The 14,296-nt window shown below is 71.1% G+C and carries 12 protein-coding genes; 7 read left to right on the top strand and 5 right to left on the bottom strand.

What is annotated here, in order from left to right; all coding sequences use genetic code 11:
• The first annotated feature begins 75 nt into the window (after positions 1-75).
• Positions 76-855 carry an oxidoreductase gene (locus tag ACIQTP_RS05375; RefSeq protein ID WP_403396511.1) on the top strand — a complete coding sequence of 260 codons (780 nt, stop codon included), beginning with the start codon at positions 76-78 and terminating at the stop codon, positions 853-855.
• A gap of 34 nt (positions 856-889) precedes the next feature.
• On the opposite strand, the gene ACIQTP_RS05370 is transcribed toward ACIQTP_RS05375, so the two are convergent.
• Positions 890-1,771, bottom strand: a complete 882-nt coding sequence (locus ACIQTP_RS05370; protein WP_389600172.1) for a LysR family transcriptional regulator — start codon at positions 1,769-1,771, stop codon at positions 890-892.
• Positions 1,772-1,890: 119 nt separating this feature from the next.
• Here ACIQTP_RS05370 and ACIQTP_RS05365 point away from each other — a divergent pair, with 119 nt between their 5' ends.
• The 5 genes from ACIQTP_RS05365 (at position 1,891) to ACIQTP_RS05345 (ending at position 7,162) form a co-directional block, all read left to right on the top strand.
• A complete protein-coding gene (locus ACIQTP_RS05365) occupies positions 1,891-2,562 on the top strand; it encodes a succinate dehydrogenase (protein WP_403397263.1) in 672 nt (223 codons plus the stop codon).
• 1 nt (position 2,563) lies between these two features.
• Entirely contained in the window at positions 2,564-4,522 is a 1,959-nt protein-coding gene (locus ACIQTP_RS05360) for a fumarate reductase/succinate dehydrogenase flavoprotein subunit (RefSeq protein ID WP_403396509.1), read from the top strand.
• Positions 4,519-5,268 (top strand): succinate dehydrogenase/fumarate reductase iron-sulfur subunit, encoded by a 750-nt coding sequence (locus tag ACIQTP_RS05355; protein ID WP_403396506.1) that lies wholly within the window; start codon positions 4,519-4,521, stop codon positions 5,266-5,268. The genes ACIQTP_RS05360 and ACIQTP_RS05355 overlap by 4 nt, the downstream gene beginning before the upstream one ends.
• 314 nt (positions 5,269-5,582) lie before the next feature.
• Positions 5,583-6,353 carry a GNAT family N-acetyltransferase gene (locus ACIQTP_RS05350; protein ID WP_403396504.1) on the top strand — a complete coding sequence of 257 codons (771 nt, stop codon included), beginning with the start codon at positions 5,583-5,585 and terminating at the stop codon, positions 6,351-6,353.
• Positions 6,353-7,162: a lysophospholipid acyltransferase family protein gene (locus tag ACIQTP_RS05345; RefSeq protein ID WP_403396502.1), complete on the top strand. Its 810-nt coding sequence runs from the start codon at positions 6,353-6,355 to the stop codon at positions 7,160-7,162. The genes ACIQTP_RS05350 and ACIQTP_RS05345 overlap by 1 nt, the downstream gene beginning before the upstream one ends.
• 55 nt (positions 7,163-7,217) lie before the next feature.
• On the opposite strand, the gene ACIQTP_RS05340 is transcribed toward ACIQTP_RS05345, so the two are convergent.
• The 4 genes from ACIQTP_RS05340 to ACIQTP_RS05325 form a co-directional block, all read right to left on the bottom strand.
• Positions 7,218-9,566, bottom strand: coding sequence for an ATP-binding cassette domain-containing protein (locus ACIQTP_RS05340; protein ID WP_403396500.1), 2,349 nt, complete (start codon positions 9,564-9,566; stop codon positions 7,218-7,220).
• A gap of 43 nt (positions 9,567-9,609) precedes the next feature.
• Complete coding sequence (locus ACIQTP_RS05335) at positions 9,610-10,599, bottom strand: LLM class flavin-dependent oxidoreductase (protein WP_403396497.1); 990 nt, start codon at positions 10,597-10,599, stop codon at positions 9,610-9,612.
• Between the two features lie 34 nt (positions 10,600-10,633).
• Entirely contained in the window at positions 10,634-11,848 is a 1,215-nt protein-coding gene (locus ACIQTP_RS05330) for a glycosyltransferase family 39 protein (RefSeq protein WP_403396495.1), read from the bottom strand.
• Positions 11,849-12,009: 161 nt separating this feature from the next.
• Positions 12,010-12,912 (bottom strand): SDR family oxidoreductase, encoded by a 903-nt coding sequence (locus tag ACIQTP_RS05325; RefSeq protein ID WP_403396494.1) that lies wholly within the window; start codon positions 12,910-12,912, stop codon positions 12,010-12,012.
• A gap of 342 nt (positions 12,913-13,254) precedes the next feature.
• Here ACIQTP_RS05325 and ACIQTP_RS05320 point away from each other — a divergent pair, with 342 nt between their 5' ends.
• Positions 13,255-14,223, top strand: a complete 969-nt coding sequence (locus tag ACIQTP_RS05320; RefSeq protein WP_402033809.1) for an aldo/keto reductase — start codon at positions 13,255-13,257, stop codon at positions 14,221-14,223.
• The last annotated feature ends 73 nt before the right edge of the window (positions 14,224-14,296 follow it).

Raw genomic sequence — 14,296 nt, 5'->3', positions numbered from 1 at the left:
GCCGGCGGTCACCGAACGCCTACCTCGTCGCACGCCGCATTTCATCGATCGAAGCAACTGAAGGAGCTGAGAAGGATGAGCACGGAACTCCAGGGCAGGACCGCCGTCGTCACCGGCGCGAGCAAGGGCATCGGACTGGCCGTCGCCGAGGCGCTGGCCGGAGCGGGGGCGACGGTGATCGCCGGGTCGCGTACCACGACGCCGGGTCTCGACGCGCTGGTCAAGCGGGGCGGTGTCTCCTGGGTGCCGGTGGACCTGGCGGAACCCGGCGCCGCCGAGCGCCTCGTGGCGGCGGCGGCCGGCCGGCTGGACATCCTGGTCAACAACGTCGGCGCGGCCCCCGCCCGGATGGGCGGATTCCTGTCGGTGACCGACGAGGACTGGCTGCGCACGGTCGATCTGAACCTCCTCACGGCCGTACGGGTCACCCGCGCCGCCCTGCCCTTGATGCTGACCGCCGGGCAGGGCTCGGTCGTGACGGTCGCCTCGGTCAACGCCACCCTGCCCGACCCGATGGTGATCGACTACAGCGCGAGCAAGGCCGCCCTGGTCGCCTTCTCCAAGGCACTGTCCAAGGAGGTCGGGTCCAAGGGCATCCGGGTCAACACCGTCAGCCCGGGACCGGTGGAGACCGAGCTGTGGCTCGGCGGCGACGGGGTGGCGGCCACGGTCTCGGCAGCCGCCGGGATCACCCCGGACGACGTGGTCGCCCGGGCGTCCGGTGCCACGGTCACGGGCCGCTTCTCCCAGCCGCCCGAGGTCGCCGACCTGGTCCTCTTCCTCGCCGGCGACCACTCCCGCAACATCACCGGCAGCGACTTCGTCATCGACGGCGGCTTCATCCCGACCTGGTGACGCGGCGACCGACCTCCGAAGCCCCCTGCGCCGGTCAGCGTTCCAGCAGCATCCGCTGGAGTTCGCGGGCCGCGCGAGGCGGAGCCACATCGCTGCGGTGGGCCAGGGCGATGGTGCGGTGGAGCCCGGGGCGCGCGAGCGGTGTCACCCGCAGGCCGCGTCCCGAGCGCGTCGCGACCATGCGCGGGACGACGGCCACGCCGAGTCCCGCCCTGACGAAACCCAGCACCGCGTCCATCTCGCCGCCCTCGACGGCGAAGTCCGGCTCGAAGCCCTCGGCGCGGCAGGCGGCGACGGTCAGTTCCCGCAGGTCGTAGCCGTGCCGGAACATCACAAGGCGTTCGCCCTCCAGGTCGGGGATGCGCACGGTGCGGCCGGTCCCCGGCGCGGGCGCATCCGGTGACGACACCACGACCAGATCCTCGCGCAGCAGCTCCACCGTCGTCAGCGCGGGGGAGGGGGTGGGCAGCGGGAGGACGACCAGGGCGAGATCCAACGCGCCGCGCGCGAGTTCCCGTACGAGATCGTGGGAGCCGCCCTCCTCGATCAGCAGCCGGATGCCGGGATAGCGGTCGTGGAAGGCACGCAGGACGTCCGGAAGCAGGCCGGTGCACAGGCTCGGCGTCGCGCCCAGGCGGATCCGGCCGCTGCGCAGCTGGGCCAGTTCCTGCACCTCGTGCCGGGCCGTGTCCGCGTCGGCCAGGATGCGCCGGGCCAGCGGCAGCAGCGCCTCGCCCGCGTCCGTCAGTGTGATGTTGCCCCGCGCGCGGAGAAAGAGATCCGCCCCCAACTCCCGTTCCAGCGCCTTGATCTGCTGGGACAGGGACGGCTGGGCGACATGGACCAGATCGGCGGCCCGGGTGAAGTGCCGGGTCTCGGCGACCGCCACGAAGTACTGGAGCTGCTGGAACTGCATCCACCCATCATAGGCTTCAGCTATTGAAACCAGCCGGACCATGTCTTGGACCGATCGGCACCCGTGCCCCTAGCTTCTGAGACATGGCTCTGGCAACGCGGACGGACCGACGACCGTCGATGACGCGCACCGTGTGGGACAGCTCCGTCGGGAAGAAGACCGTGATGGCGGTCAGCGGCCTGATCATGCTGCTGTACCTGGTCGTGCACATGTTCGGAAACCTGAAGATCTTCTTCGGTTCGGGCGATTTCAACCACTACGCCCACTGGCTGCGCACTCTCGGTGAGCCCTTCCTGCACTACGAGTGGGCCCTGTGGCTCGTCCGCGTGGTCCTGGTCGTCGCCGTCGTCGCCCACGCCACCGCCGCGTACCAGCTCAGCCGCCGCGACATCAGGGCGCGCCCGAGCAAGTACGTCCACAAGAAACCCAGGTCCAGCTACGCGACCCGCACGATGCGCTGGGGCGGGATCATCCTCGGCCTGTTCATCGTCTGGCACATCCTCGACCTGACGACCGGCACCGTGCACCCCGGCGGCTTCCAGTCCGGACACCCGTACCAGAACGTGATCGACACCTTCTCGACCTGGTACGGCGACGTGATCTACATCGTCGCGATGCTCGCGCTCGGCCTTCACATCCGGCACGGCTTCTGGAGCGCCGCACAGACCCTGGGCGCCGGCAGCCGCACCCGCGACCGCGTCCTCAAGACCGTCGCCAACGTCCTCGCGCTGGTGCTGACGGTGGGCTTCATCTCCATACCCGTCGGTGTCATGACCGGATTGGTGAGCTGACATGACCGCAGCCTCTGAATACGCCACGTACACGACCGGTGCGCCCGTCGTCGACAGCAAGGCCCCCGAAGGCCCGGTCAACGAGCGCTGGGACACCCGCCGCTTCGAGGCCAAGCTCGTCAACCCCGCCAACCGCCGCAAGCACACGGTGATCGTCGTCGGCACCGGCCTCGCGGGCGGCTCGGCGGGCGCCACGCTCGCCGAACAGGGCTACCACGTCGTCCAGTTCTGCTACCAGGACTCGCCCCGGCGCGCCCACTCGATCGCCGCCCAGGGCGGCATCAACGCGGCGAAGAACTACCGCAACGACGGCGACTCCGTCCACCGGCTGTTCTACGACACCGTCAAGGGCGGCGACTTCCGGGCCCGCGAGTCCAACGTCCACCGGCTCGCGCAGATCTCGGTCGAGATCATCGACCAGTGCGTCGCCCAGGGCGTGCCGTTCGCGCGTGAGTACGGCGGTCTCCTCGACACCCGTTCCTTCGGCGGCGTCCAGGTGTCCCGCACCTTCTACGCCCGCGGCCAGACGGGCCAGCAACTCCTGCTCGGCGCCTACCAGGCCCTGTCGCGGCAGATCGCGGCCGGCAACATCGAGATGCATCCGCGCACCGAGATGCTCGACCTGATCGTGGTCGACGGACGGGCGCGCGGCATCGTGGCACGGGATCTCGTCACCGGCCGTATCGACACGTACTACGCGGACGCCGTCGTCCTGGCCAGCGGTGGCTACGGCAACGTCTTCTACCTCTCGACGAACGCCATGAACTCCAACGCCACCGCCGTCTGGCGGGCGCACCGGCGCGGCGCCTACTTCGCCAACCCCTGCTTCACCCAGATCCACCCCACCTGCATCCCGCGCACCGGCGACCACCAGTCCAAGCTCACCCTGATGAGCGAGTCGCTGCGCAACGACGGCCGCATCTGGGTCCCGAAGGCCCAGGGTGACACCCGCCCGCCGAACGAGATCCCCGAGGACGAGCGCGACTACTACCTGGAGCGGATCTACCCCTCCTTCGGCAACCTGGTCCCGCGCGACATCGCCTCGCGCGCCGCCAAGAACGTCTGCGACGAGGGCAGGGGAGTGGGCCCGGGCGGACAGGGCGTCTACCTGGACTTCGCCGACGCCATCCGGCGCATGGGCAGGGCGAAGGTCGAGGAGAAGTACGGCAACCTCTTCGACATGTACGCCCGGATCACCGCCGAGGACCCGTACACCGTGCCGATGCGGATCTACCCGGCCGTGCACTACACGATGGGCGGACTGTGGGTCGACTACGACCTCCAGACCACCATCCCCGGCCTGTTCGCGATCGGCGAGGCGAACTTCTCCGACCACGGCGCCAACCGCCTCGGCGCCTCGGCACTGATGCAGGGCCTCGCCGACGGCTACTTCGTGCTGCCGTCCACCATCAACGACTACCTCGCCCGCAACCCGCACCACGCCGAGGTGACGGACGAACACCCCGCCGTCCAGGAGGTGCTGGCCGAGACCGAGGACCGGCTGCGGCTGCTCCTGGCCGTCGACGGCGACCGCACCCCCGACTCCTTCCACCGCGAACTCGGCGAACTCATGTGGGAGTTCTGCGGCATGGCCCGTACGGAGCCGGGTCTGCGCAAGGCCCTGGAGCGCATCCCGCAGATCCGCGAGGAGTTCTGGCGGCGCATCAAGGTCCCGGGCACCGGCGAGGAGTTCAACCAGTCCCTCGAAAAGGCCAACCGCGTCGTCGACTACCTGGAGCTCGCCGAGCTGATGTGCCTCGACGCGCTGCACCGGTCCGAGTCCTGCGGTGGGCACTTCCGCGAGGAGTCCCAGACCCCGGACGGCGAGGCCGCCCGCAAGGACGAGGAGTTCTCGTACGCCGCCGCCTGGGAGTTCACCGACACCGGCGCCGCGCCCGTCCTGCACAAGGAAGACCTGGTCTTCGAGTACGTCCACCCCACCCAGCGGAGCTACGCATGAAGCTCACCCTGCGCGTCTGGCGCCAGAAGAACGCCGACGCCGACGGAGCGATGTCCACGTACGAAGTGGACGACATCTCGGCCGACATGTCCTTCCTGGAGATGCTCGACACCCTCAACGAGGAACTCATCCTCAAGGGCGAGGACCCCGTCGCCTTCGACCACGACTGCCGCGAGGGGATCTGCGGCGCGTGCAGCCTGGTCATCAACGGCGACGCCCACGGACCCGAGCGCACCACCACCTGTCAGCTGCACATGCGGTCCTTCCGGGACGGCGACACGATCGACGTCGAGCCGTGGCGCGCCTCCGCCTTCCCGGTCGTGAAGGACCTCGTCGTGGACCGGTCGGCCTTCGACCGGATCATCCAGGCCGGCGGGTACGTCACCGCCCCGACCGGCGCCGCGCCCGAGGCCCACGCGACGCCCGTACCGAAGCCGGACGCCGACTTCGCGTTCGAGCACGCCGAGTGCATCGGGTGCGGTGCGTGTGTGGCCGCCTGTCCCAACGGGGCCGCGATGCTCTTCACCTCGGCGAAGATCAACCATCTGAACGTGTTGCCGCAGGGGGCGCCCGAGCGGGAGACGCGGGTGCTGGACATGGTGGCGCAGATGGACGAGGAGGGGTTCGGCGGGTGCACGCTGGCCGGGGAGTGCGCCACCGCCTGCCCGAAGGGGATTCCGCTGGTTTCCATCACCGGGATGAACAAGGAGTGGCTGCGAGCCGCTCGTAGGTCAGGGCGTCGCTGAGGCGGTGGTTCGACTGCGGGTCGGTGGGGGCCGATCGCGCAGTTCCCCGCGCCCCTTTCGGGGCGCTCGTGCTGAGCTGAATTGTTCAGAAGACGTTCGCCGGATCTGTGCGGACGGGCGGGGCCGGGAGTGGTGCTCATCCCCGGTCCCGTCTCGCATTGGGGGCAATCATCTGGCATTCAACATCCCCACATCCTGGCTCCTGGCACAGGTCACGCGCACGCCAACCGGCATCGGAAGAACAGGAGCGCGCGGGCCGTACCGAACCGGTCTGCCGCCGCTGTGCCGAACCGGCCCGTGACCAGGAGAGTGCCATGACCGGCGTTTCCACCCTCGACAGCCCCCCGCAGCCCCTGGCCCCCACCCGTTACACCGTCTCCCTCGCCCGTTGCGAGGACGACGTCCGGGCCGCGCAGCGGCTGCGGCACGACGTCTTCGCCGGGGAGATGGGTGCCCTGCTGACCACGCCGCAGCCGGGGCTCGACATCGACGCCTTCGACGCCTACTGCGATCACCTGCTGGTCCGTGACACGCTGACCGACCAGGTCGTCGGCACCTACCGCCTGCTGCCCCCGGAGCGCGCCGCGATCGCCGGCCGGCTCTACTCGGAGGGCGAGTTCGAGCTGACCCCGCTCGACGCGATCCGCCCGGGACTCGTCGAGGTCGGGCGCTCCTGCGTACACCCCGACCACCGCGACGGCGCCGTCATCGGCCTCATCTGGGCCGGGATAGCCCGTTACATGGTCGAGGGCGGCCACGAATGGCTCGCGGGCTGCTGCTCGATCCCGCTCGCCGACGGCGGCGAGCTCGCGGCCGGAACCTGGGACCGGGTGCGGGCCAAGCACCTGGCACCCGCGGAGTACCAGGTACGACCGCTGCTGCCCTGGACCGCGGAGGGTGTCACCGGCCGGCCCCGCACCGAACTGCCCCCGCTTCTGCGCGGTTATCTCCGGCTCGGCGCCTGGGTCTGCGCCGCACCCGCGCACGACCCGGACTTCGGGGTCGCGGACCTGTTCGTGCTGCTGTCGATGCGCCGGGTCAACCCGCGCTATCTGCGGCACTTCCTCTCGCTCGTCCCGGCCTGATGAGCCTCTGGCTGCCCAGCGCGCCCTGCACCCCCGGGGCGTGCGTCGAGGCGACGGGGTCCGCCACGGCCGTACCGCGTGCCGTGCTGCGGCTCGCGGCGGTCCTGGTCGTGGTCGCCACCGGGGTCGTGCTGTTGCCGCTCGGCGGGCGGATCCCCGCCGAGCCGGTACGGCGCTGGTGCCGGGCGATCGTGCGGGCCGCGGGCGTCCGCGTCCGCGTCACCGGCCCCGCAGCCCCCACCGGCGGGCTGCTGATCGTCGCCAACCACATCTCCTGGCTGGACATCCCGCTCCTCGCCGCCGTCCGGCCGGCCAGGATGCTCGCCAAGTCCGAGATACGGCAGTGGCCGGTGGCGGGACCGCTGGCCGCGCGCGGCGGAGTCCTGTTCATCGAGCGCGACCGGCTGCGCGCGCTGCCGGACACGGTGGCGCGGATCGCCGGGCTGCTGCGCGACGGGGCGGCCGTCGTGGCCTTCCCGGAGGGCAGCACCTGGTGCGGCAGGGCGCAGGGACACTTCCGGCGGGCCGTCTTCCAGGCCGCGCTCGACGCGGGGGTGCCGGTCCAGCCGGTGCACATCCACTACCGGCTGGCCGGGGGAGTGGCGAGCACCGCGCCCGCCTTCGTCGGAAACGACTCGCTGCTCGCCTCCCTGTGGCGGGTGGCCTCGGCACGCGGGCTGGTGGCGGAGGTCGAGGTACGGCCCACGCTGGCCCCGGGCAACCACCCGGATCGACGGGAGCTGGCCCGCGCGGCGCAAGGGGGGTTGCATTCCCAGGGCCCGCGCGCGTCGGTCCTCGCACATCGCTGACGTATCAGGACGAGGCGACCTGAAGGGACAGGGGCCGGTGGTCGGCGGTACGGGGCTACCGGCCCCGAGCGAGTGCCCGGGTGAGGTACGGAGCCGTCGTGCTCCCCTCCGTCCGCGCCACCTCGGCCGGGGGGCCCGCGGCCACGATCCGGCCGCCCGCGTCCCCGCCGCCCGGCCCCAGGTCGATCACCCAGTCCGCGCCGGCGACCACCGACATGTCGTGCTCGACGACCACGACGGTGTGTCCCGCGTCGACCAGGCCGTGCAACTGGCGCATCAGCACCTCGACATCGGCGGGGTGCAGCCCGGTCGTCGGCTCGTCGAGGAGGTAGAGGGTGTGACCCCGGCGGACCCGCTGCAACTCGCCGGCCAGCTTGATGCGCTGGGCCTCGCCGCCGGACAACTCCGTGGCGGGCTGGCCGAGTCGCAGATAGCCCAGACCCACGTCGAGGAGCGTGGCGAGGCTGCGTGCGACGGGCGGGGTGTCGGCGAAGAACTCCGCCGCGGCCTCCACCGTCATGTCCAGGACCTGTGCGATGTTCCGTCCGCGGTAGGTCACTTCGAGCGTCTCGGGGTTGTAGCGCGCCCCACCGCAGTCCGGACAGGGAGCGTAGGTGCTCGGCAGGAACAGCAGCTCCACGCTCACGAACCCCTCGCCCTGGCAGGTCTCGCAGCGCCCGCCCGCGACGTTGAAGGAGAAGCGCCCCACCCCGTAGCCGCGCCTTCGCGCCTCCTCCGCGTCGGCGAAGACCTTGCGCACGACGTCGAAGAGCCCCGTGTACGTGGCGAGATTCGAGCGCGGGGTACGGCCGATGGGCTTCTGGTCGACGGAGACGAGCCGTCCCACCCCCTCCAGCTCCTCCGTCACCTCGCCGATGAGGGTGGACTTGCCCGAGCCGGAGACGCCCGTGACGGCGGTCAACACACCGAGCGGGAACGCGGCGCTCACCCCGCGCAGGTTGTGGCGGCTCACCGGACCCACCCTCAACTGCCCCCGCCCGGAACGGACTTCATGCTGCGGTGCGGGGGAGCGGTCGAAGAGGAAGCGGGCCGTGGCCGACCCCGCCACCCCGGCCAGCTCCGCCACCGGACCGCTGTGCAGCACCCGCCCGCCGTGCTCACCCGCCCGCGGACCGACGTCGACGAGCCAGTCGGCACCCCGCACGACATCCAGATGGTGCTCGACCACGAACACCGAGTTGCCCGCCGCCTTCAGCCGGTCCAGGACCGTGAGCAGGGCCTCCGTGTCCGCCGGGTGCAGACCCGCGGACGGTTCGTCGAGGACGTACACGACACCGAACAGACCGGAGCGCAACTGCGTGGCCAGCCGCAGTCGTTGCAGCTCGCCCGCGGAGAGGGTCGGGGTGGGCCGGCCGAGGCTGAGGTAACCGAGACCGAGTTCGACGACAGGGGCGATCCGTGCCCGCAGGTCGTCGGTGAGGACCCGGGCCGCCTCTCCCCGGGGTTCCAGGGTCCCGGCCAGCTCGGACAGCGGCAGCGCCGCCAGTTCGGCGATCGTGCGGCCCGCGAAGGTCACGGCCAGCGCCTCGGGACGCAGCCGGCTGCCGCCGCACACCGGGCACGGGGCGCTGGTCAGGAACCGCTCGGCCCTGGCCCGCAGCGTCGGGCTCTTCGAATCGGAGAACGTCTTCATGACGTAGCGCCGGGCGCTCATGTACGTGCCCTGGTAGGGGCGTTGGATCCGGTCCGCGTCCCGCACCGGATGCACGGTGACGACCGGCTGCTCGTCCGTGAACAGGATCCACTCCCGCTGCTCGGCCGGCAGCTCGCGCCACGGCCGGTCCACGTCGTACCCCAGCGTGTCGAGGACGTCGCGCAGGTTCTTGCCCTGCCAGGCACCGGGCCACGCGGCGATCGCGCCCTCGCGGATCGACAGCGACGGGTCCGGGACCAGCGACTCCTCGGTCGTACGGTGGACCTGGCCGAGACCGTGACACTCCGGGCAGGCCCCGGCGGCCGTGTTCGGCGAGAAGGCGTCCGAGTCGAGGCGTTCGGCGCCCTGCGGATAGTCGCCCGCACGCGAGAACAGCATCCGCAGGGAGTTGGAGAGGTTGGTGACCGTGCCCACGGACGAGCGTGAGGTGGGCGCCGAGCGGCGCTGCTGGAGCGAGACCGCGGGCGGCAGCCCGGTGATGTCCCCGACCTTCGGCGCCCCCACCTGGTGGATCAGCCGTCGCGCGTACGGCGCCACCGACTCGAAGTAGCGGCGCTGGGCCTCCGCGTAGATCGTGCCGAACGCCAGCGAGGACTTGCCCGAGCCCGAGACCCCGGTGAAGACCACGAGGACATCGCGCGGAATGTCGACGTCCACGCCCTGGAGGTTGTGCTCGCGGGCGCCCCGCACACGGACGTACGAGTCGTGGCGGCGGTACGGGTCGGACATCGACGGGACTCCTGGCGGGGGGCTCGGGGCAAACCCCACGATTCTAGGCGGCGGTCAGTCCCGCGACCCGGGCGAGCCTCCGGAAGGAGTCCAGCAGGGCCCCGCGGTCGTACGTACTGGTCGTGACCAGCACCTCCTGCGCGCCGGTCTCCTCGATCAACATCTCCAGCTCGTGCTCGACCTGTTTCTCGGTGCCCGAGATCTGCCCCGCGAGCGCCGACTCGTAGAAATGCCGCTCCTTGCCGTTCATCGCAAGCTCCTCGACCCGCTCGGCGGGCGGCAGCGGCGGGAAGGTGCCGTGCGTGCGGGCGTACGCCATCGACCACGCCTCGGGGAGGAGCAGCCGCATCGCCTCGTCCGGCGTCTCGGCGACCGCGACGGCGCCGGAGACGACGACGTACGGCTCCGCCGCCCAGACGGAGGGGCGGAACGTCGCGCGGTAGTGGTCGATCCCGCGCCGCATCTTCTCCCGGTTCCTGATGTCCCCGATGACCAGGGGCAGGCCCGCCCGCGCCGCGATCGTGGCGCCCTCGTTCAGGGCGAGTACGAAGGGCGGCACGGTCAGCCCCTCCGAGGGGCGCGCGTGCACCCCCGTCGACGACGGGCCGCCGAACCAGCCGAGCAGTTCGTCGAGCTGTCCCGCGAAGTCGTCGGCGACGTCCTTGTCCCGCCCCAGCGCCCTGCGCACCCCGTCCGTGAAGCCGACCGAACGCCCGAGCCCCATGTCGATCCGCCCGGGGAACAGGGACTCGAGCACACCGAACTGCTCGGCCACGATCAGGGGCTGGTGGTTGGGCAGCATCACCCCGCCGGTGCCGACCCGGATCGTCCGGGTGGCGGCGGCGACCGCGGCGGCCAGCACGGTGGGCGCGGACCCGGCGACCCCGGGCACGCCATGGTGCTCCGAGACCCAGATCCGGTGGTACCCGAGCCCTTCCAGCTCCTGGGCCAGGCGCACGGTGTCCCGCAGGGCCTCGGCGGCGTCGTGCCCCTCGCGGGTGCGCGAGCGGTCGAGGACGGAGAAACGCGTCACTCTTCGGATCATACGGACCTCGCCGCACCTGCGGTCACAGGGCCTCGTGGGAAACGGTCAGCAGATAGGTGCCGTAGAAGAGGGAGAATCCGGCCAGGCCGATGAGCAGGACGACGACCGTGCGCCGCTGGGCGCGGGCCAGGGAGAGGGCGAACGGCAGCAGCAGGGGGAAGGCGGGCAGCAGCAGTCGGGGTCTGCTCGTGAAGAAGTGGGCGTCGCCGAGGGCGATGACGAGGAGAATCCCCGAGTACACGAGAAGCGGCAGCGGCTGTCGGTCCAGGACGCCGAGGACGAACAGCAGGAGGCAGCCGAGGACGATTCCGGCGGAGAGATAGACGACCAGGGTGTCGTGCCCGACGACCAGGTGCTTGAACATGTGCGCGGTGTAGTGACCGAAGTCGAACCGCGAGCCCCACAGACTCTGCACCCGGAAGTAGCCGGTCAGGTCGTGTGTACGCAGCCCCACCCAGGCGACGTACCCGAGCCACCCGGCGGGCGCCAGGAGCATCGCCGCCCAGGCGCGCGGGACGGTGGGTCTCCCGTCGCGGTGGCGCTGCCATAGATGGGCGGCGGCGGCCGTGATGACGGCGGCGGCCACGGTGAAACCGTTGGGGCGGCACAGCCCGGCCAGCGCCGCCAGCGCCCCGGAGGTCAGCCAGCGGTGGGTCAGCGCCGCGTAGAGCGCCCAGGCGGCGAAGGCCGTCATGAGGGACTCGGTGTACGCCATGGTCAGTACGACGGCGTGCGGCAGCAGCGCCCACAGGGCCGCGAGCGCCAGGCCGACCCGTCGTCCGTACAGCAGCTCGCCGACCGCGTACACGCCCCAGGCGGCCACGGCGGCGGCGATCCAGGAGATGACGAGCGCCGCGTTGACCGGGCCGATCGGCAGGACCGTGTTCAGGCCGTGGATCAGTCCGGGGAAGAGCGGGAAGAACGCCAGGTCGTTGTAGATGACCCCGTGGCCGGACTTGGCGACGACGATCGTGCCGTAGCCGTACCGGGCGATGTGCCAGTACCAGCCGCCGTCCCATTCCAGACCGAGCACATTGCGCGGGTGCCGGCCCAGGTGCAGCGACCAGGCGGTCACCATGACCACGCCTGTCAGCCGCACGGCGGCGAACAGCCACAGCGCGGGCAGCGCCCGCTTCAGTTCGGGCCGCCAGCGCCACACCTCGGGCGAGGCGGCAGGCGCCGCGGGCACGAGCTGCCGCGTGGGTCTGCCGCTCACCGTCTGGGGGCCGTCTTCCATACCGACCTCCTCGTCGCCCTGCTAGAGGGAATGGCCGGGGACGGGGTTCCACCGGTGGGAAGATCCTGACTTCATGGGACACGACGGTTCCGGGCAGCGCATCCCGGCCCGGCACGGAAGGGTGATGAAGTCGCCGGGTTCGACCCGCTCGAGCGGCTCGCTCAGTCGTTGAAGTAGTGGCCTGTTTCGAGGTCCGGGACGAGTGCGGGGTGCTCGGGATGCCACCCGAGCAGCTTCTGGGTCAGGACGCTCGAGGTCGGGTTGTCGAGGGGCACGGCGGCGGCGAGAAAGCCGAAGTGCCGGCTCGCGTCCTCGGCCGCGATCCCGGCGACCGGCAGCTTCAGCCGGCGGCCGATGAGTTCGGCGATGTCACGGAAGGGCACACCCTCTTCGGCGGCCCCGTGCAGGATCGAGCCGGCCGGGGCGGCTTCCACCGCCAGCCGGAACAGGTGAGCCGCGTCGAGCCGGTGCACGGCCGGCCAGCGGTTGGATCCGTCACCGACGAAGGCCGACACACCGGTCTCGCGGGCGATGTCGATCAGGCCCGGGACGAAGCCCCTGTCGCCCTCGCCGTGCACGGTCGGCGAGAGCCGCACGACCGAAGCGCGCACCCCGCGCGCGGCCAGGGCCATGGCCGCGCTCTCCGAAGCGATCCGGGGTGCCCCCGACCCGGGATCGGGCGCGATCTCCTCGGTCCCGAGGCGACCCGGCGCCATCATGGTGAGCATCAGGGTTCCCGAGGTCACCACGAGCGGCTTGCCGGTCCCTTCGAGCGCCGCTCCGAGAGCCTCGACGGCACGCAGGTCCAGCCTGCCGCTGGCGACGTAGTCCGAGAAGTCGTGGTTGAAGGCCAGATGGATCACGCCGTCCGCCGCGGCGGCACCCTCGTGCAGGCTGTCCGGGTCGTCGAGGGAGCCGCGGTGCGCCTCGGCGCCGACGGCCGTCAGCGCCGAGGCGGCTGCGGCCGATCGGGCGAGGCCGAGGACCTGATGCCCCGTTTCGAGGAGTTCACGGACGACGGCGGAACCGATGAATCCGGTCGCGCCGGTGACGAATACGCGCATGGTGCATTCCTTCGACAGGACGAACAGGGGCCGCCCCGATGCGGCACCGGGGTGGTGACTCCACCTTGTGCGCGGGAAGTGCTCCGGGTCCAAGACCCGTTTCGCATTCGGCGATACGTCCGAGGCATCACCACAGCTCAGCCCGCATCCCATACCCCTACCGCCAGGGAGTCGACCCGCGCCCGCCGACCGTCGTACGAACTCCTCGGAGGCAAGTACTGTGCCGCGCCCTCGCGACTAAGCGAACGGCGATCGGGAATGGCTTTCCCGGAGCTCTTGTCCCCGGCTCGCCGCGGCCGGGTCGGCGGGCGCCCTTCCACCCCACGGAAAGCAGGAGTGAACATGCAGTACGTGAAGCTCGGTTCGACGGGCCTGGACGTGTCCCGGATCTGCCTGGGCTGCATGAGTTTCGGGCTGCCCGACCGGGGGCCCCACGAGTGGACGCTCGACGACGACGGTTCCCGCCCCCTGATCCGCCGCGCGCTGGACGCTGGGATCACCTTCTTCGACACGGCGAACGTGTACTCCGACGGCACGAGCGAGGAGATCGTCGGCCGCGCGCTGGCGGAGTTCGCGCGCCGCGACGAGATCGTGATCGCCACCAAGGTGAACGGCGCGATGCACGACGGCCCCAACGGGCGCGGGCTGTCCCGCAAGGCCGTCATGACGGAGATCGACAACAGCCTGCGCCGCCTGGGCACCGACTACGTGGACCTCTACCAGATCCACCGCTTCGACCCCGCCACTCCCGTCGAGGAGACGATGGAGGCCCTGCACGACGTGGTCAAGGCGGGCAAGGCCCGTTACATCGGGGCGAGTTCGATGTACGCGTGGCAGTTCTCCAAGGCCCAGTACACGGCCCGGCTCAACGGCTGGACGCGGTTCGTGTCCATGCAGAACCACTACAACCTCCTCTATCGCGAGGAGGAGCGCGAGATGCTGCCGCTCTGCGCGGACCAAGGCGTCGGCGTACTGCCCTGGAGCCCGCTCGCCCGCGGTCGGCTCACCCGTGACTGGGACACCACCACCGAGCGCAGCCGCACCGACGAGTACGGCAAGAGGCTCTACCAGCCGGGCGACCGCGAGATCGTCGACGCCGTCGCCAGGATCGCCGCCGAGCGTGACGTCCCGCGTGCCCGGATCGCCCTCGCCTGGCTGCTGCGCCAGAGCACCGTGACCGCGCCCATCATCGGTGCCACCAAGGTGGGGCACGTCGACGACGCGGTGGCCGCCCTCGACGTGGAGCTCTCGGAGAAGGAGATCGAACAGCTGGAGGAGCCGTACACGCCCCGCGCGATCAGTGGGCACTAGGCCCTGTCGTCACGTCCGAATCGGCTTCCGCGTCGGCCATTGCCACCGCCCGCGGCACGGTCGCGCCCAAGAC

The organism is Streptomyces sp. NPDC090798 (assembly GCF_044768965.1).
Classification (GTDB): domain Bacteria; phylum Actinomycetota; class Actinomycetes; order Streptomycetales; family Streptomycetaceae; genus Streptomyces.
This window is presented reverse-complemented; position numbering and strand designations above follow the sequence as displayed.